Origin of the sequence: Enterococcus sp. DIV0174 (genome assembly GCF_050529065.1) — a bacterium.
GTDB lineage: Bacteria > Bacillota > Bacilli > Lactobacillales > Enterococcaceae > Enterococcus_B > Enterococcus_B thailandicus.
Genome location: NZ_CP172881.1, coordinates 2,310,029 through 2,329,423, shown reverse-complemented (window position 1 = coordinate 2,329,423; position 19,395 = coordinate 2,310,029). Strand labels below are relative to the sequence as shown.

Annotated in this window: 17 protein-coding genes and 1 tRNA gene; 10 read left to right on the top strand and 8 right to left on the bottom strand. The window is 36.6% G+C overall.

What is annotated here, in order from left to right; translation table 11 throughout:
- Positions 1-371 precede the first annotated feature (371 nt).
- The 3 genes from nrdF to nrdH form a co-directional block, all read right to left on the bottom strand.
- Positions 372-1,337 carry a class 1b ribonucleoside-diphosphate reductase subunit beta gene (gene nrdF, locus IGJ93_RS11125; protein ID WP_067482926.1) on the bottom strand — a complete coding sequence of 322 codons (966 nt, stop codon included), beginning with the start codon at positions 1,335-1,337 and terminating at the stop codon, positions 372-374.
- 45 nt (positions 1,338-1,382) lie between these two features.
- Complete coding sequence (gene nrdE, locus IGJ93_RS11120) at positions 1,383-3,542, bottom strand: class 1b ribonucleoside-diphosphate reductase subunit alpha (protein ID WP_075491270.1); 2,160 nt, start codon at positions 3,540-3,542, stop codon at positions 1,383-1,385.
- Between the two features lie 124 nt (positions 3,543-3,666).
- Positions 3,667-3,891, bottom strand: a complete 225-nt coding sequence (gene nrdH / locus IGJ93_RS11115; protein WP_067482923.1) for a glutaredoxin-like protein NrdH — start codon at positions 3,889-3,891, stop codon at positions 3,667-3,669.
- 410 nt (positions 3,892-4,301) lie between these two features.
- Between nrdH and IGJ93_RS11110 the strand changes: the two genes are divergently transcribed.
- The 6 genes from IGJ93_RS11110 (at position 4,302) to IGJ93_RS11085 (ending at position 10,867) form a co-directional block, all read left to right on the top strand.
- Entirely contained in the window at positions 4,302-4,775 is a 474-nt protein-coding gene (locus IGJ93_RS11110) for a FeoA family protein (protein WP_067482922.1), read from the top strand.
- Positions 4,772-6,913: a ferrous iron transport protein B gene (gene feoB / locus IGJ93_RS11105; protein WP_270660174.1), complete on the top strand. Its 2,142-nt coding sequence runs from the start codon at positions 4,772-4,774 to the stop codon at positions 6,911-6,913. Before IGJ93_RS11110 ends, feoB begins: the two co-directional genes overlap by 4 nt.
- A 1-nt stretch (position 6,914) precedes the next feature.
- Positions 6,915-7,052 carry a FeoB-associated Cys-rich membrane protein gene (locus tag IGJ93_RS11100; RefSeq protein ID WP_095803826.1) on the top strand — a complete coding sequence of 46 codons (138 nt, stop codon included), beginning with the start codon at positions 6,915-6,917 and terminating at the stop codon, positions 7,050-7,052.
- Positions 7,053-7,179: 127 nt separating this feature from the next.
- Positions 7,180-7,812, top strand: coding sequence for a GntR family transcriptional regulator (locus IGJ93_RS11095; RefSeq protein ID WP_067482918.1), 633 nt, complete (start codon positions 7,180-7,182; stop codon positions 7,810-7,812).
- A gap of 141 nt (positions 7,813-7,953) precedes the next feature.
- Entirely contained in the window at positions 7,954-9,147 is a 1,194-nt protein-coding gene (locus IGJ93_RS11090; protein ID WP_071868952.1) for a quaternary amine ABC transporter ATP-binding protein, read from the top strand.
- The gene (locus tag IGJ93_RS11085; RefSeq protein ID WP_071868947.1) at positions 9,140-10,867 is read left to right on the top strand and encodes an ABC transporter permease/substrate binding protein; all 1,728 of its coding nucleotides are present in this window, start codon (positions 9,140-9,142) and stop codon (positions 10,865-10,867) included. Before IGJ93_RS11090 ends, IGJ93_RS11085 begins: the two co-directional genes overlap by 8 nt.
- 109 nt (positions 10,868-10,976) lie before the next feature.
- Here IGJ93_RS11085 and IGJ93_RS11080 read toward each other — a convergent pair whose 3' ends face one another.
- From IGJ93_RS11080 to IGJ93_RS11065, 4 genes are all read right to left on the bottom strand, one after another.
- Positions 10,977-11,399: a VOC family protein gene (locus IGJ93_RS11080; protein ID WP_067482913.1), complete on the bottom strand. Its 423-nt coding sequence runs from the start codon at positions 11,397-11,399 to the stop codon at positions 10,977-10,979.
- A 662-nt stretch (positions 11,400-12,061) separates the two neighbouring features.
- Positions 12,062-12,134, bottom strand: a tRNA-Lys gene (locus IGJ93_RS11075).
- A gap of 586 nt (positions 12,135-12,720) precedes the next feature.
- Positions 12,721-14,019: a PTS sugar transporter subunit IIC gene (locus IGJ93_RS11070; RefSeq protein ID WP_067482912.1), complete on the bottom strand. Its 1,299-nt coding sequence runs from the start codon at positions 14,017-14,019 to the stop codon at positions 12,721-12,723.
- A 12-nt stretch (positions 14,020-14,031) separates the two neighbouring features.
- Positions 14,032-14,649, bottom strand: a complete 618-nt coding sequence (locus IGJ93_RS11065; RefSeq protein WP_067482911.1) for a hypothetical protein — start codon at positions 14,647-14,649, stop codon at positions 14,032-14,034.
- Positions 14,650-14,693: 44 nt separating this feature from the next.
- On the opposite strand from IGJ93_RS11065, the gene IGJ93_RS11060 reads away from it, so the two are divergent.
- From IGJ93_RS11060 to IGJ93_RS11045, 4 genes are all read left to right on the top strand, one after another.
- Complete coding sequence (locus tag IGJ93_RS11060; RefSeq protein ID WP_067482909.1) at positions 14,694-15,386, top strand: MurR/RpiR family transcriptional regulator; 693 nt, start codon at positions 14,694-14,696, stop codon at positions 15,384-15,386.
- Positions 15,387-15,858: 472 nt separating this feature from the next.
- Complete coding sequence (locus IGJ93_RS11055) at positions 15,859-16,425, top strand: DUF1836 domain-containing protein (RefSeq protein WP_071868948.1); 567 nt, start codon at positions 15,859-15,861, stop codon at positions 16,423-16,425.
- Positions 16,418-17,278 carry a DegV family protein gene (locus IGJ93_RS11050; RefSeq protein ID WP_071868949.1) on the top strand — a complete coding sequence of 287 codons (861 nt, stop codon included), beginning with the start codon at positions 16,418-16,420 and terminating at the stop codon, positions 17,276-17,278. Before IGJ93_RS11055 ends, IGJ93_RS11050 begins: the two co-directional genes overlap by 8 nt.
- Positions 17,279-17,362: 84 nt before the next feature.
- Positions 17,363-18,043, top strand: a complete 681-nt coding sequence (locus tag IGJ93_RS11045) for an MIP/aquaporin family protein (protein WP_067482903.1) — start codon at positions 17,363-17,365, stop codon at positions 18,041-18,043.
- 60 nt (positions 18,044-18,103) lie between these two features.
- Here the strand turns inward: IGJ93_RS11045 and IGJ93_RS11040 are convergent, their stop codons facing one another.
- Positions 18,104-18,946 carry an IS30 family transposase gene (locus IGJ93_RS11040; RefSeq protein WP_376015843.1) on the bottom strand — a complete coding sequence of 281 codons (843 nt, stop codon included), beginning with the start codon at positions 18,944-18,946 and terminating at the stop codon, positions 18,104-18,106.
- Positions 18,947-19,395: the final 449 nt, after the last annotated feature.

Sequence of the window (19,395 nt, the reverse complement as noted above, 5' to 3'; positions counted from 1 at the left end):
AAATAGCTGTCCATATTTTTGGGACAATTGGGCGTTATTGTGAGGAGTTGCTTTGGGAACACCGTGGAAAGAGGTTGTGGCGCAAAGCGTTTAGCTTCAAGCAATAAGGAAATTTTTCTGAAAATAGTTTCGCATATTTTTATGAAAAAAGACTTATTGCCGAAGAAGTTGCTTTGGGAACACCGTTTACTTACAAAAAGAGACGGGGACAAAACGAAAGACCCAGTCATTTTTAACACATGATTAAATAGAAAAACCACCTAAAATCACCGTTTTTTAAAACGAATTTTAGGCGGTTTTTTCTATTTGGGAAACCTTTGTTTGCTGAGAGAAAGTCTTGATAATTTTCTCTCAAAGATTATCAAGTTTTCTTATTCTAATCCAATCAAATAGTCATCATCTTTCATTGCTTCCACGTGACCTAGTAAATAGCCGTTCCCTACTTGAGAGAAGAAGTCATGGTTGCTTGTACCAGTTGAGATTCCATTCATGACGATTGGATTGACATCATTTGCGGTATCTGGGAAAAGTGGATCCATCCCCAAATTCATCAATGCTTTATTTGCATTGTAACGCAAGAAAGTTTTTACTTCCTCTGTCCAACCCATTTCATCATATAACTCTTCTGTATAACGTTCTTCATTTTCATACAATTCATAAAGTAAATTGTACATCCAATCTTTCAATTGTTCTTGTTCTGCTTCAGGTAACTCGTTGTAGCCGAGTTGGAATTTGTAACCAATATACGTTCCATGAACAGATTCATCGCGGATAATCAATTTGATGATTTCAGCAACGTTTGCTAGTTTATTATTTCCTAAATAATAAAGAGGTGTATAAAAACCAGAATAGAAGAGGAATGTTTCTAAGAAAACACTCGCTACTTTTTTCTCTAAAGGTGTACCATTTTTATAAATCTCATTGATGCGTTCCGCTTTGCGTTGTAAATAGATGTTTGTATTGGTCCACTCAAAAATTTCTTCGATTTCTTTTTTGGTATTTAATGTACTGAAAATAGAAGAATAGCTTTTCGCATGAACAGATTCCATAAACTGAATATTGTTTAAAACAGCTTCTTCATGTGGTGTACGGACATCATTTCGTAGCTGATCCATTCCGCTTTCTGATTGGACCGTATCAAGCAATGTCAAACCACCGAATACATGACCAACGGTTTCTTTTTCTAGTTCAGAAAGTGTCCGCCAGTCATCTAAGTCATTTGAAAGTGGGATACGAGTATCTAACCAAAACTGTTCCGTTAACTTTTCCCAGGTAGACTTGTCAATAATATCTTCGATTTCATTCCAGTTAATTGCTTCATAATAAGTTTCTGACATGAGTTTGCTCCTTTATTGATTGTCGTTTCTAAATTCGTTTGCTTGTTAAATGACACAACTTTCACATTGGTTGCTACCGATTTCTTCTGCATCATCGGTAAAGGTACGTACATAATAAATTGATTTCACGCCTTTATGGAAAGCATAGTGACGTAAAATGTTTAAATCACGTGTCGATTGTTTGCTACTTGTTTTCCATTCATATAAGCCTTCTGGAATTTCTGAACGCATAAATAAAGTTAAACTCATTCCTTGATCGACATGCTTTTGTGCAGTTGCATAAATGTCGATGACTTTGCGCATATCCATATCGTAAGCAGAAGTGTAATAAGGAATCGTTTCATTTGAAAGATAAGGTGCAGGATAGTAGATTTTACCGATTTTCTTTTCTTGACGTTCTTCAATCATTCGCGTAATCGGATGAATACTTGCACTTGTATCATTAATGTAAGAAATTGAACCGTTTGGCGCTACAGCCAGACGATTTTGATGATATAGACCATCTTTCATAATCGCTTGTTTTAACTCTTCCCAATCTTGTGCAGTTGGGACGAAGATACCTTCAAATAATGCTTTTACTTTTTCAGATTTTGGTTGGAACTCGCCAGTGATATATTTGTCAAAGTAAGAGCCATTCGCATAGTCTGATTTTTCAAAGTTATGGAAAACTTCCTTACGTTCACGAGCAATTTGATTACTTTCAACTAATGTCCAATAGTTCAGTAACATGAAATAGATATTGGTAAAGTCCAAAGAATCTTCAGAGCCATATTCCATTTGTTCTTTTGCAAAGTAAGTGTGTAAGCCCATCGCACCTAATCCAATGGTATGATTTAGTTGATTTCCATTTTGAATTGGTGGCACAACATCAATATCAGAAGCATCAGTGATGTAGGTTAAGGCACGAGTCATTGTTCGAATGGATTTTCCAAAGTCGGGACTGTCCATCAAGTTAACAATATTTGTTGAACCTAAGTTACATGAAATGTCTGTTCCTAACACTTCGTATTCTTGTTTGCCATTGATGACAGAAGGCGTTTGAACTTGTAAGATTTCAGAACATAGGTTACTCATAATGATTTTACCGTCGATTGGGTTTTCGCGGTTCGCTGTATCAATGTTGATGATATAAGGATAACCAGATTCTTGTTGCAATTTTGAGATTTCATTTTCTAAATCGCGTGCTTTGATTTTTTGTTTCCGAATATTAGGGTTGGCTACTAAGTTGTCATATTCTTTCGTGATGTCAACATAAGAGAATGGAACACCATATTCTTTTTCTACACTATAAGGACTAAATAAATACATTTCTTCGTTTTTACGAGTCAATTCATAGAACTTATCAGGAACAATAATCCCAAGAGAAAGTGTTTTTACCCGGATTTTTTCATCAGCATTTTCTTTTTTTGCAGATAAAAAGGCAACGATATCTGGATGGAAAACGTTCAGATAAACAACACCAGCACCTTGACGCTGACCTAATTGATTTGAATAACTAAAGCTATCTTCGAATAATTTCATGACAGGAACGACACCGCTGGCTGCGCCCTCGTAGCCTTTGATAGGAGCCCCTGCTTCACGCAAGTTGGAAAGAGTGATTCCGACACCGCCACCAATGCGAGATAGTTGTAGAGCAGAGTTGATTGAGCGCCCAATCGAGTTCATATCGTCAGTAACTTGTGTTAAGAAACAAGAAACTAATTCGCCACGGCGTTTACGTCCAGCATTCAAGAATGAAGGAGTTGCAGGTTGGTAACGTTGATGGATCATTTCATCAGCTAAAGCCAACGCAAGTGCTTCGTCACCATTTGCAAAATATAAGGCATTAAAAGCTACGCGGTCTTCGTAAGATTCAAGGTAAGCAGAGCCATCATTTGTTTTTAACGCATATTGAGAATAAAATTTATAAGCTGCCATAAATGACTTAAAGGTAAAGTGTTGGTCTGCCAAAAATTGATACAACTTTTCAATAAATTCATCAGAATATAATTGGATAAATTCTGCTTCGATATATTGATTTTCAATCAGATAATCGATTTTTTCTTTGATTGTTGGAAATGTCATCGTATTTGGTTGTACATTTTCCTCAAAAAAAGCTGCAAGAGCTTCTTTATCCTTATTCAAAGGAATTTGACCGTTAACTGGTCGGTTAATCTCGTTGTTTAACTTAAAGTAACTGACATCTTTTAAATTTTTAAGACTCATAAGTACGCCCAACCTTCTTTTCTTTTTGTTTAGTTTTGGAGAATCGTGCTTTAAAAAAGGATTTGGGGCTTTTGGTCGAGCCGTCAAATCCAAGTGTACTACCTATTTTTAGTTGATAAACAAATTAGCTAGCTAATCTGCGTAATTGATCTGGACGGAAACCAATAACCGTTTCAATCTCAGAAGTTGTCACAGGGACGCTTTGGAATCCTTGTTCTTTCAACCAATCAATTGCTTCTGGTTTTTCGTCAATATTTACTTCTTCAAAATCAATTTCGTTATCAGCTAAAAAACGTTTGACCATTTTACATTGCATACAGTTGTTTTTAGAAAAAATTTTTACGTTCATCGTTTGTGCCTCCTCGTAACACATTTCATCGTTATCTATAATCAATAGTATAAAACTCTTAGTAAAAAAGTCAAACAGGAAACACTATATATTGTGTTGTGGAAACTGTGGAATACTAAGTTTTGTGTTTTTTGAAAAACAATTGAAAGCAAGTATCAGTAAGGGAAATCCCATAATTAAGTAAAAATAAGCTGTGGATAACCACTTAAAAAGATTTTTTTTCTCATCAAATTAAAAGAATCTATAACAAAAGTGTAATCTTTCACAATGCTAATTGACTTTCTCAATTGATGGAGTTATTCTTGTTGAGAATGATTATCAATCGTTGTTCTGTTCAACAAAAATAAATAGAAACAAAAAGGAATGAAATCATTTCCCCACATGATTTTTTTCACAAGAAAGGATTTCGGATGGAAACTTTAGCACAAGCAAAACAGAATTTAGTTTACCAAATTGTCAAAATCCAGACAAAAGAGTCTGTCAAAAATCATTTGCAAAATTTAGGAATCATCCCAGGAACCAAAATTGTGGTTGTGAATTTGTCAGGGGAAAACGCAATTCTTCTATTAAAGAACAATCGAATTGCTGTAAATCGAGAATTACTAGCACAGATTTTTGTGAAGAAGCCAGATTCTATAGCAGAAAGCTGGACATCTCTTGATCAGCTGACTGTTGGCGAAAGCGCGACAGTGGTAGCTCTTCATGGACAAGGTGCGGTGAAACGACGCTTAATGGATATGGGCGTGACGAAAAATGTTCGAGTAGCGATTCGAAAGTTAGCACCGTTAGGCGATCCAATCGAGATTACTTTACGTGGATATGAATTAACATTGCGAAAAAAAGAAGCTGAATTGATTCTTGTTCAAAAGGAGCGAAGTGAATGAGTATTGAAGTTGCGTTAGTTGGTAATCCCAACAGTGGGAAGACGAGTTTATTCAATGCGTTGACGGGAGCCAATCAATATGTTGGAAATTGGCCAGGGGTTACAGTCGAAAAAAAATCAGGTAACCTAAAAAAACATCCAGCAATCCACATTCAAGATTTACCCGGCATTTATTCTCTCTCTCCATATACACCTGAAGAAATGGTTGCTAGAGAATATTTGATTCATGAACGCCCAGATGTTGTGTTGAATATCGTAGATGCGACTAATTTGGAAAGAAACCTTTATCTCACTACGCAGTTACTTGATTTAGGTATTCCGGTTGTTGTCTGCTTAAACATGATGGATGTGGTCAAAAAAGAAGGAAAGACAATCAACCTTGATAAATTGTCTTATGGGTTAGGCGTGCCAGTTATTCCAATGAGCGTTGTCAAAAACCAAGGACTTGAACGTGTCTCAAAGTTGTTAACCAATCAAGAAACCTTTACCGTACCAGAACCATGCGAATACGATCCACGATTGGAAGCAGCATTAAATGAAATTGAAGATGTCTTGCATTTTGATTTCACAATAAAAAATCAGCGTTGGTATGCTCTAAAGTACTTTGAACGAGAAACATTAGCTAGTTCTGAATTAGAGCTAACAACGCAACAAACAAAAGAAATTGAAGAGTTGATTCAGTTAACAGAAAAAATTTTTGCAGAAGAAAGTGAAACTATTCTAGTCAATGAAAGATATGAATTTATCACACAACTAACAGCTTTGAGTGTGGTAACTGTTGATTCTTTCCAATATTCGTTAAGTGACAAAATTGATCGCATCGTAACGAATCGCTGGTTGGCGTTACCAATCTTTGCGTTAGTGATGTGGTTTATCTATTATTTAGCCATTCAAACAATTGGAACGATGGGAACGGACTGGATCAATGATACGTTCTTTGGCTCATGGGTACCGGAAACGGTTGGAAGCTGGTTACAGGCCGCTCAAGTCGCGGACTGGATGCAGCAACTTATCTTAAATGGAATCATTGCTGGTGTTGGTGCAGTGTTAGGCTTTTTACCGCAACTGATGGTTCTGTTTCTCTGTTTAAGTTTTTTGGAAGATTGTGGGTACATGGCACGGATTGCTTTTGTGATGGACCGTTTATTCCGCAAATTTGGCTTGTCAGGAAAATCGTTCATTCCGATGCTGATTGCAACGGGTTGTGGTGTGCCGGGCGTGATGGCGAGCCGAACAATTGAAAATGAACAAGATCGTCGTTTAACGATTATGGTCACGACATTCATGCCTTGTTCCGCAAAATTACCAATTATTGCATTGATCGCAGGTGCTTTTTTCCCACGTTCTTCATGGGTGGCACCGTCTGCCTACTTTTTAGGAATGAGTGCCATTATTTTATCTGGGATTGCGTTGAAAAAAACGCGCTTATTTGCTGGTGAAACAGCTCCGTTTATTATGGAGTTGCCAATGTATCATTTTCCACAACTTCAGACGATTTTACGACAAACGTATGATCGTTGTAAATCATTTGTGAAAAAAGCAGGAACAATTATTTTTGTTTCAAGTATTGCTGTTTGGTTTTTATCTTCTTACAATTTCCGTGGTCAATCAGTAGCAGAAACCCACAGTATTTTAGCTTGGCTTGGAAGAATCATTGCACCTGTTTTTCAGCCACTTGGCTGGGGAAACTGGCAAGGTGCCGTTGCAACGATTACTGGATTAGTGGCAAAAGAAAATGTGATTGGAACATTTGGAATTCTGTTTGGAAATGCAGAAGTTTCCGAAAATGGACAAGAAATCTGGCAAGTGCTCCGTGGAACGTATACACCAGTTGCTGCCTATTCATTGCTTGCATTTAATTTGTTGTGTGCGCCATGTTTTGCTGCAATTGGTGCAATTCATCGCGAAATGGGTTCGAAAAAATGGACTTGGATTGCGATTGGCTATCAGTGTGGTTTAGCTTACTTAGTCAGCTTTATCATTTATCAAATTGGGCATGTGATCTTTGAAGGTGGCAACTTGTCAATCATGACTTATTTAGCTGGCTTAGTATTGATTGCTTTAGTGTATGGCATCATAAAAAAACCGATGGTACGAAAAGAATCAGTTGTGTCACTTTCATTGGAAGGAGAAAGGTAAGATGGCAACATTTTTATTAAGTGTGTTGATTTTTGGAAGTGCAGGATATATTGTTTATTCTCGCGTGAAGAAAGGCAAGAATTGTGATGATTGTCATACTACTTGTCCAGTGAAAAAAGCATCAAACACTGAAAAATAAGAAAATTGAGTAAGAACGAATAAAAAGCTGAGGTAAGAGCAACACTTTACTTCAGCTTTTTTTGCTTATTTTAACGGAGCATAGTAAGATGATTTTGACAAGATTTGAAAGGGAAGAGGAATAAGCTATGGCGGAAAAGAAAAAAGTTGTTCGTCCACGTTACCAGCAAATTGCAGTGGACTTAGCGGAGCGAATTGTGGAAAATCGTTACAAAGTTGGCGAAAAAATCCATGCCCGTTCAACCTTAGCAAGCACATATAATGCTTCACCAGAAACGACACGTAAAGCAATCAATGTTTTAGTCGATTTGGGAATTATGGAAGTTCGTCATGGTAGTGGTGCATTTGTCGCTTCCAAAGAAAAAGCGAAAGAATTTTTATTACAATATCAAGATGTACAATCCATTCAGGAAACGAAAGCAGATATTATGGCTAGTGTTGAGAAACAAAAAGAAGAGTTGGATCACTTTTCGCAACTTCTGGATCAATTAGTTAACCAAACAAAACGCATCCACAAAATGAATCCATTGTTACCGTTTGAACTGCAATTAAGCAAAAATGCGGAACATTTGGATCAATCAATTAGTGAATTAAACATTTGGCAAGTCACTGGTGCGACAGTCATTGCTATCTCGCATGAAGAAGAGCTACTTGTTTCCCCGGGGCCGTATGCAAAATTTAGCGAAGGTGATACGGTTCACTTTATTGGAAACGAATATACCTTGCAACGAATGATGAATTTTTTCTATCCAGAAGAATAAAAATTGAGTAAAACGCAGAGCGGACAAGCGATTGTTCGCTCTTTTTTTCTTTTTTGACAAAGTGACTACATGATGTTACTATTGTGTGGTCACTTTTTTTATGAAAAAAATTTGAAACTTGCGAAAAAAAGGAGAATTGGTTTGACAAAAGTTGAAGTAAAAAAATTAACAAAGATTTTTGGTAAAAAGACACAAACCGCATTAGAAATGATGCAACAGCATCAACCAAAAACAGAAATTTTAAAGAAAACTGGTGCAACAGTTGGCGTATATGATGTTAATTTCGATGTGAAAGAAGGCGAAATTTTCGTCATCATGGGACTTTCAGGAAGTGGAAAGTCCACATTGATTCGATTATTGAATCGTCTGATTGAGCCAACAGCTGGAAATATTTATATTGATGGGGAAGATGTATCCCAATTAAATAAAGAAGAATTACGTGAAGTTCGTCGTCATAAAATCAACATGGTTTTTCAAAACTTTGGGTTGTTTCCACAACGAACAATTTTAGAAAACACGGAGTATGGATTAGAAGTACGTGGCGTACCTAAAGAAGAGCGTCAGAAGAAAGCGGAACAAGCGTTAGAAAATTCTGGCTTACTTTCATTTAAAGATCAATACCCCAACCAATTATCTGGCGGGATGCAGCAACGCGTCGGTCTAGCACGAGCGCTAGCAAATGATCCGGAAATTTTGTTGATGGACGAGGCTTTTTCTGCGTTGGATCCATTGATTCGTCGTGAGATGCAAGATGAGCTACTTGAATTACAAGCTTCTGTTCAAAAAACAATTATTTTTATCACTCATGATTTAAATGAAGCTTTACGCATTGGGGATCGAATTGCACTAATGAAAGACGGAGAAATTATGCAGATCGGAACAGGAGAAGAAATTTTGACAAACCCTGCGAATGAATATGTCCGTGAATTCGTGGAAGAAGTCGATCGTTCGAAAGTCTTAACCGCCCAAAACATCATGGTGCCAGCTTTAACAACAAATATTGAAGTGGATGGACCAAATGTCGCATTGACACGCATGCGTAGCGAAGAAGTAAGTATGCTGATGGCCGTGGATAAAAAGCGTCACTTGAAAGGAATCATTACAGCTGAAAATGCTTTGGAAGCTCGTCGTCAAAAACGACCGTTGACTGATTTCTTAGATGAAAATGTGACAACAATTGATAAAGATATGCTAGTCAATGATATTTTTAATATCATTTATGATTCACCAACACCACTAGCAGTTGTTGATAATGGCAAGCTACGAGGAGTCGTCATTCGTGGAAGTGTGATTGAAGCGTTGGCAGAAACAAGTGAGGTGAGTGAACATGAATAATTTATTAAACTATCAAATTCCCGTTGCTGATTGGGTCGAAACAATGACGGAATGGTTCACAACGACATTCTCTGGCTTGTTTTCTTTCCTACAGACAATCGGGCAAGCAATCATGACTGGTATAACAAACATTTTGTTGGTTATACCAGCACCAATTTTCATTTTACTATTAACAATAGTAGCTTTCTTTATTTCTAAAAAACGTCTAGGTTTGACTTTATTTACACTGATTGGTTTATGGTTTATCTATAATCAAGGTTTATGGACTGATTTGATGAACACAGTTACTCTTGTTTTATTATCGAGTGTGATTTCAATTATCATTGGTGTGCCTTTAGGAATCTTGATGGCAAAAAGTGATAAAGCACAGAGTGTAATCAAACCGATTCTTGACTTTATGCAAACAATGCCTGGTTTTGTTTATTTAATTCCAGCAGTTGCCTTTTTCGGAATTGGAATGGTACCTGGTGTGTTCGCTTCTGTTATTTTTGCTTTACCGCCAACTGTTCGTTTTACGAATTTAGGCATTCGCCAAGTACCGAAAGAGTTAGTAGAAGCATCGGATTCATTTGGGAGCACAGGTTGGCAAAAATTATTTAAACTAGAATTACCTTTAGCAAAAAATACTATTATGGCTGGGATCAACCAAACAACGATGCTTTCATTATCTATGGTTGTTATTGCTTCAATGATTGGTGCACCTGGGCTGGGTCGTGGAGTACTGTCTGCTTTACAACGAGCGCAAGTTGGGAATGGATTCGTTAATGGTGTTGCTTTAGTTATTTTGGCGATTATCATTGACCGTTTCACACAACACTTGAATCAACCACGTACCAAAAAAGTAAGTGATGTAGCAGGAGCTAAAAGTAAAAAACGTCGTGGAGCCATCATTATTGCAACAGCAGTTATCTTGCTGGGTGCATTAGGTATCGGTAGCGTCTTTTCAAGTAAAGAAACGAAAAAAATCAACTTATCTTATGTCGAATGGGATACAGAAGTAGCATCAACGAATGTAGTTGGCGAAGTGCTACGTCAAATGGGGTATGATGTGACGATGACGCCCCTCGATAATTCAATCATGTGGGAATCAATTGCAAAAGGTGAATCAGATGGAATGGTTTCTGCTTGGTTGCCAAAAACACATGGTTCTCAATACGCTCAATATAAAGATCAAATCGTTGATCTAGGAGCAAATTTAAAAGGCGCAAAAGTTGGTTTAGTTGTTCCAGACTATATGGATGTTGATTCAATTGCTGATTTAACGAATCAAGCAAATAAAAAAATCATTGGGATCGAACCCGGTGCTGGTGTAGTCAACGCCGCAGAAAATACAATCAATACGTATGATAATCTAGCGGACTGGACAGTCGAAACATCTTCGTCAGGGGCAATGACCGTTGCACTAGGGCAAGCAATTAAAAAGCAAGAACCTATTGTAATCACTGGGTGGTCACCTCACTGGATGTTCGCAAAATATGAGTTGAAATATTTAGAAGATCCTAAAAATGGAATGGGTAGTGAAGAACAGATCCATACAATGGTTCGTAAAGGATTGAAAGAGGATCAAGCTGAAGCATATAAAGTATTGGACCAATTTAATTGGACCAAAGAAGATATGGAAGAAGTTATGCTAGAAATCAACAATGGAAAAGATCCACAAGAAGCTGCTAAAACTTGGATTGAAAATAACCAAGACAAGGTAGCTAGCTGGAAAGCTTAACAGAAGTTGGTTTGTGAGTTTATCAAAAAAGGAGTACAGCCAGTCTGGCTGTACTCCTTTTTGTTATTTTTGCCGTACAAAGAGAAAGTTACCTAGTTGAATGGATGGACTAGTCCTCCTCTAATGGAAGATTGACCATCCAGTTAATTCCGTAGCGGTCGGTGAATGTTCCATAAAGTTTTGCCCAAAAGGTAGGCTCTAAAGGCATAGTGACTTCTCCGGCCTCACTTAATTGTTGGAAAAGCTGCTTGGTTTCTGCTGGGGTTGTTGTCTGAATGACTAAAGCTACATTATTACCGTTAACAACAGGAGCGGACATTCCTTCTGGTGTGTCAGAAAACATAACTCGTGTTCCATAAATCATCAGACTAGCATTTAAAACAAGCTGTTTCTGTTCTTCCGGGATAGAAAAATCAGGTGAACTAGGCATATCTCCAAAAGTTGTCAGGTCGGTACAAGTCACTGAGAAGATTTCTTCGTAAAAATGGATTACTTCTTTTGCTTGATTAGTAAAGGTTAAATAGATGTCCATGTTGGTTCCTCCTAAAGGTTTTTCTGCAGAGTAAAATCTAGTTTGAGTTACTTAAAGTGGATGCCTACGTGACAACGAACAGCTGACAAAGCGACAGTCTGTATTTCATACTTCAAAGCTTAAATGAGTTATTAATGGAAAGCAAACGTTACGCTGTCTGCTGAAAAAGAAAAGGAACAACTAGTTTAAAACAGTAGTGATTCAAATGAAGGTAAGTCTTTTGGGGAACGAAAAGAATTAACCAATTGAGCGCTAAATCAATGCCGCATCTTCTTATCCTATACTCAGTTTAAATTAGTAGAAAACCGCTGGAAGACAATTGCTTTAGTAACGGCCTGTGAAAAATATCAATACTTATTGAGATCGATGATTAAGAGTCATTTCATTAGCTAGAAATATAACGCTGAACAGGGTGTTTCTACTATAAATATGTATTTATTTGGAAAATGAGAATAGCAGTTAAAGCGAAAATGAGGAAGGATAAGCAGAAAATTAGGAATAGAAGTTTTAATGAATTAGATTCTTTGCGTAGTATTAAGTTGAAAAAAGTAAGTAGCTTATCTGATTTTTATGCTCGAAAACAAAAAAAGAGAATGCGTAGTCTGTCTTCCAAACGTCCGAAGACGCCGACAAACTACCATTCTCGTGGGTTTGGCACCCAATGGGCCGTGAGGGGCTCGAACCCGCGACCCGCTGATTAAGAGTCAGCTGCTCTACCAACTGAGCTAACGGCCCGTACCAAAAGTACTTAATAATATTAGCACTAAGCGTTTTAAAATGCAAGAAGACATAGAAAAAAATCAAAGAAAAGTTTACAAGGTTAGAGAATTTTTTTCATAGTTTATTCATAATTTCTGGCTATTATATAAGCATACCAACAAAAGAAAGTTCTTAATAAAAGAACGAACCCTAACACTTTTTCATTTTTACTCCTTTCCCGCCGATTTTTCGGCGGGCCTCTTATTTCTTAACGAGAATAAAAACAAGCATGCTTTGGCTGGCGTGCTTGTTTTTTTGTGGAAAATAAGCAAGAGTCTGGACTATTACTGCCAATTTGCTAGTTTTTTTTAAACTTATTTTAGCAAAATTAACAGTATAGCTGAGGCATGCTAATCTTCAGTAGATCCTAAACTTAGATCATTTTGTCTGCAGCATCAGCAGTTACGCTAAAAAAGGCAGTTATTCATTTTGTGACACGAGCTATCCTCTCTCAAAAGAATGTTTGGAAGGATAGCTCGTAAAATTCATAATAAATTTTCGATTTCAAAAGATACAAAGAAATCTTTTAGGGTTAAGCAAATCGGGTAAACAAAGTTGTTTATTATTCTTCATTCACCAGTTTCGTCTTGTTATTTTCCATCACTTTGAAAAATGGGTAATAGATGACAGCACTGATAAGAATTAGTACGAGACAAAAGACAATATTTCGCCAATCCATACTTGAAAGATACGCCTGTGCAAAAAACGGTGTGAAGGACGGATCTACTATAAATCCTAGACCAATCAATCCCAGTTTTTGAGCAAAATAGGTTAGTAATAAAGAGACGATTGGCGTAACTAAAAATGGAATTGCCAAAATTGGATTGAAAACAATGGGTAAACCGAAAATAATTGGTTCATTTATGGAACAAATTCCAGGAATAATCGATAGTTTTCCAATCGTACGATATTCTGAAACTTTGCTACGCATCATTAAAATGACTAAACCAAGTGTTCCGCCAGCACCACCTAAAACAGAGATGCGGAACATTTGTAGATTCATAAGATGGGTCATCGTTTCGCCATTAGACATTTGCTCGGCATTCAGTCCAGTTTGTGCCATCCCCAAAGTAAAGACGATTGGAAAAATAATTGATGAACCGTTAATTCCAAATAACCATAAGATATTTCCTAAAGTAACTATTAACAGGAACCCGCCAAGACTCCCAGCAATGTCAGTTGCAGGTGTTAGCACGCTCATAATTGTTTCTGGGAAAATCTTTTTAGTTGTACTCAAGAAGAGTAAGTTAATTCCATAAAAAAGAATGATATTCGTCAATAGCGGGACCAAGGTGTTGATAAAGGTTGCTACCATGGGTGGTACGGTATCTGGTAATTTTAATTTAATATCTTTTACTTCAAATAATCGATTGATTTCAACAACCAGAAGTCCAATGATAATAGCCACAAATAATCCATTTGTTCCTAAATAATTTAAATTTATCGTTCCGTCTGTCACAGGTGTGCATACCATTAGAAAAATAACTGTTGCGACCATACCGTTCATAGATGGATTGATTTTGTATTCACTAGCAAGAGAAAAAGCAATCCCAAAAACACTAATTAGTCCGATAAGTCCCATAGTTAAATTGTACGGTGCAGTAATCAAATCATAATTTGCAACTGCGAAATCCTTCCAGCCTGCCATAAATTTCAGAAAAAAATTGGCTGTTTCGGGAGTATATTGATCTAAGTTGATAGGTGGGTTAGCAAAAATCAGAAAAAAAGAACCAATTACAATAAACGGTAAACCAAACATCATACCACTAGAAATTGCTTTAAGATGTCGCTGATTCCCAATTTTTGCAGCGATAGGGCTAAGCATGTCGTTGAGTTTTGTAATGATCGTAGAATTTTCCATAACATTTCCCCCTTATACTTGCCAAGGATTAAAAACAAAGGTACTTGGAACCACGTGCGTTGGATCATATTTCTCTATGATTGCTTCATATTGTTCTTTGTAGTTGTTAGTTACTTTTGCTTGTGGAACCACTTTACTGGCTTCATGTAAGAAATGTTCTGAACCTCGTCCCATTTCTTGGCCACGAGTCGTATGCTTGTCGAGTGCGATGTCTGGAATTTCAGGTACATAACCCATGGCAAAACTCTTTATCACAATATTTTTGAGTAAATCAGATGAACGATCTTTTTCTGACTCGCACAAGTAACGAATGGCATGAAAGAAAAACATTGCACGATCTGATTCATTATATTGAAACTCTTTACGCATCATGTTCAAGTTATTAATCATGATTGCAGCCATTGAATTTCCCATTCCAACATCTTCCACACTGATAGCTAATAATCGACGCCATAATTTTTCTTCAAATTGCGGTGAAGTGATGTACATCTCATAGGCAAATTCGCAGGCTTCTTTTTCTTTTCCTCTACGAATAGATTTTTGTAACGCGGAAATAACTTCGTCCCCTCGCAAACCATTTCTAGTAACCATTTTCGCCCAAGGGTCTTGAATAAACTGTTTTTCTGTCATAATATAATACTCCTAACTAAAGAATTGAATTTGAGGTGAACCTGTTGAATACGGAAACGCTAATTGAAAAATATCAGTTGAATGATTCAGAAGCTGCTGTTTTGCGATTTATGGATAAAAACCGTGAAACATTAAAAAATTTAGGTATTCGTGACGTAGCAAAAGAAACGTATGTCTCAACTGCAACGATTGTTAATATGGCAAAAAAGATTGGTTATTCTGGTTATAGTGAACTAGTTTTTGCTTATGGAAACAAGCAGTCTTCAAACAATTTCTCAAGTACTTTCTCAAGTGCCGACAGAGATACGTTCGTCCACTTGCTATCCGCCTATCGCGAAAAAAGAATCATGATTTTAGGATCAGGTTTTTCTCAAAATATCGCCAATCATTTTTCTGAAACATTTAATCTTTATGGATTTCGTGCAACAGCTAACAGTCACTTAGAATTTCTTCGCGAAAATGTTGAAAAAGATGTTCTGATTATTATTATTTCGAATTCTGGCGATACTTTTCGTTTAACAGAACTTGCAGAAATGGCAAAAAATCATCGAATCGATGTAATTGCCTTTGTTGGCGAAAAAAATTCTCGAATTGGACAGTTAGCAACGTTAACAATTAGTACAGAGACATATACAGCACAGGTTTTGTCAGAATATCAACCTAATCTTTTCTTTGGAACAGCATTAAATCAATTCGAACAATTACTTAGTGAAGCGTTAAAATCGATCTTTGAGTAGAAGAACGAGGTGGCCACTGTTTCTTCATTTCTTAGTATAAATATTGGGCTTGAAATTGTAAGGGGTTTCCTTGAGTTGTGAACATGTTTGTTAATTTATAAACGTGTTTAGAGGAAGCGGGTAGATCACAAAAAGTCCATTTGCTTAATATAGATGAAAATCGGATACATTTACTGTGCTTAATGTACAACTGTTAAAAATATATTTTGTAAAAAAATGTTCTTTCTTCGCGCATTTTGGTGAAAGTATCAATGAAGTCCGGCTAGAAGTTTTCTATATTAATAAAAATGATTGACCTAAAATTCTGAAAAGGATTTTGGGTCAATCATTTTTGCTGTTCGAGACGATGGTTCACGTTGTTCAAATTTTTTGTGTAATGAAAATTAAGAAAGTATCTAGTTTTAAAAACTAGATTGAATGTTTTTGATAACTTTGATATGATGTGGATGAAATTAGAAAAGGAGACGAACTAATGGAAAAAATGCGTGAACAATTAGTTGCGTGGGGAACAGATATTGAAACCTTTCGTTTGCCGCGTTGGGAAGAATTACCCGATTTAGAATTATACATGGATCAGGTAATCACTCTGATTGATCGTTATCTATCACCGATTATCCAAGGCGAAAAGCATCCATTATTGACGTCCTCAATGGTCAATAATTACGTCAAGCAAGGCTTGATTCCAGCGCCAATCAAAAAACGTTACAATAAGCGACATGTTGCTTTTTTAATCGCGATTACAACTTTGAAACAAGTTTTGACGATTCCAGAAATCAAAGATGGAATTTTGTTTCAAGGAAAAGTGATTGGTATTCGTGAAGCCTATAATTTATTTTGTGAAGAACAAGAAGCAGCGATTCATTTAATCAGTCAACAAGCACAAGGAAAAGAGCAAGCACCACTCATTTTAAATCAAACAATGGCAGTCGAAATGATTGCTGTCAAAACGGCGACATTATCTTTTGCCTTAAAATTACTTGCAGAAAAAACAATTATGTTAGAAACAGATTATCTAAAAGGGGAGAAATCAAATGAATAAAGAAAAAATTGCAATTTTAGTCGATTCAGGTACAGATGTTCCGGCAGAATTGATGGAACAATATCAGATGTATATGATTCCTTTGAAAATTATTTATTCAGATCGTGAATATATTGATAAGGTAGACATTACCCCAGAAGAGATTTATGAAAAGTTACCAACAGAAATTCCAGGAACTTCACTACCTGATGGTGAAACGATTACTGCTATTTTTGATCAAATCAAAGCAGATGGGTACGAAAAAGTGCTAGCAATTACAATTTCTAGTGGCTTATCTGGCACCTATAATGTTGTGCGATTGATTGCTGAACAACAAACGGCGTTAGAAACGTATATCCTTGATACAAAAAATATTGGAATTGGTGCGGGTTTCTCAGCTATTCAGGCAGCAAAATGGCTTGAAGAGGGAGTGAACTGGCAAACATTGATTAACAAATTGGAAACTCTAGTGAAGCAAACGAAAGTGTTTTTCAATGTAGCGACACTTGAATACTTACAAAAAGGTGGTCGAATTGGTTTAGTTGCATCCATTTTAGGAACAGCTTTGAAATTGAATCCAATCATTTCATGTAACGAGGAAGGAATCTATTACACGGTTGCTAAAGCCAGAGGTCGCAAAAAAAGTCTGGATAAAACTGTAGCGTTAATTAAAGAGCGAGTAGGAGATGCAAAAGTTTTCAATTTGGCTGTCGCACATGGAGCTGCGGAAGAGGAAGCACATGCAATGGAAGCAAGGTTGCGCCAAGAGTTTCCACAAGTGCAACAAATGTATTTTGGCCAAATTTCACCGGCTCTCGTAGTTCATACTGGACCTGGTTTATTAGGTGTAGGTGTTCAAATTTTGGGAGCCTGATTGAAAAATATGTCTCAGAAATGTAAATCCTTGGAAATTTTCAAGAAAATGATATAATTGCAAGGAGAGGGGATGTATTTTTTTATGAAAAAAGGTATCGCAGAATTTATTGGCACTTATATTCTAGTCTTTGTTGGGACTGGCGCAGCTGTACTAGGCGGAGGAGCAGAAGGGATTGTTGGGATTGCTGGCATCGCGTTAGCATTTGGTTTAACAATTGTTGCAGCAGCTTACAGTATTGGTACTGTGTCTGGCGCTCATTTGAATCCAGCTGTTTCGATTGCAATGTGGATGAATAAAAGAATTTCAGTTACTGAATTAGTTTATTATATCGTAGGTCAAGTTGTTGGGGCATTTGCAGCTTCATTAACATTATCTGGTTTGCTTGACTCAGCAGGTAAAAGTGTTGAAAACTTAGGACAAAATGTTTTTGAAATGGGTACAGTAGGTGCATTATCAGTTGAAATTATTTTAACTTTTATCTTTGTATTAGTTATCATGACTGTTACCAGCCAAACAAAAGGAAACAGCAGCTTAGCTGGTCTAGTGATTGGTTTGTCATTAACATTGATTCACTTCGTTGGGATTCCATTAACAGGAATGTCAGCTAACCCAGCACGTAGTTTAGCACCAGCTGTTTTAGTTGGTGGTCAAGCGTTAGAACAAGTTTGGGTATTTATCGTTGCGCCAATCGTAGGTGGGATTCTTGCAGCACTTGTTGCAAAATATCTATTAAATACTGAAAACGATAGCGTAGAAGCTTAAGCCTTCTTAAAAGAAAAGTCAGGACAGAAATGTTCTGGCTTTTTTTAGTAGCTTGAATTGTCAAATTAAGTGCAGCGTTACTCCAAAAAATATTTCGTAGGGTGTTTTCCAGTGTAAATATTTTCTTGACCGTAAATTTAATTTAAGAATATATTGATCAATTGCTTCATCAGTAACACTATCCATCTCTTTATTTTTTGGTAAATACTCTCTGAGTAAACCATTGGTGTTCTCATTTGTCCCTCGTTGCCAAGGCGCATGCGGATCAGGAAAATAGAAAGGAACACCATTAAGAGCTTTCGTGATTTCTGAATGTTTTGAAAACTCTTTTCCACGATCAGGAGTGATTGATTTCACTCGACTAGGATGGATAGAGGAAAATAATTCAATGAACGTGTCCTTAACAAATAGGGATAGTTTCTTCTCAATTTTTCCTCTTCTCTCAACATGATGTTTGGCATGTCTTGTTTTTCCGCGGCGTCTAAGTGAACGAATCAATCCTCGATTTCCATGGCTTAGAGGCTCTGTTTCAAAAAGTCCATTATAAATACCACGATAAATTGTCGTGTAGCTTATAGCAATACCAGTTCGTTCACTTTTTAAACGATGAGAAATTTCTTCAGGAGACCATTGTTCTTCTACAAATAATCTTCGAACGATAGTCCAGACCCTGTTGTTAGACAAGAGTAATTTTCGCCCACAGTTCTGTTTTCTATAAGAATATATAGTTTGAGCAAGCACAGGAGAATACGTAGTATTTTTTGTATTACGTTTAAGTTCTCTCGATATTGTAGAAGGGCTACGCTTCATAAGAGAAGCAATGGAACGTATAGACTTTCCTTGATTGAAGAATAAAAATATGTTTTCTCGCTCGAGTATTGTAAGGTGGTTATAGTGGCTCATAGCTATCTTCCTTTCAAATAGTGTTCTAGACAAACCTATTTTAACTGGATTTTAGCTATGAGTCTTTTTTTGTAATCAACTGTTGCACTTAAAGTGTATATTCAAGAGATAAAAAATTGGGGAAATGATTCATTTTTTGAAAGAGTAATTTATATTTAATTCTTTTTATATGATATCAAAATCAATTTATTTAAAATAAGGAACAGTTACCACAAAAATAGGAAACTATTTTGTGTTTTTGTTCTTTGTTTTTTTGTGGGCTTGAACGCTTTGTGCCACACCCTTTATTCACGGTGTTCCCAAAGTAGCTTCTTCGGTAATAAGCCCTCTTTTCTTAAAAATATGAAAAGCTATTTTTGTCAGTTGCTCATTATTTTTTCGAAGCTAAACGCTTTGCGCCACAACCTTTTTAAGTTTCCATTTCATTTCAAAAGCAAGGATGAAACAAA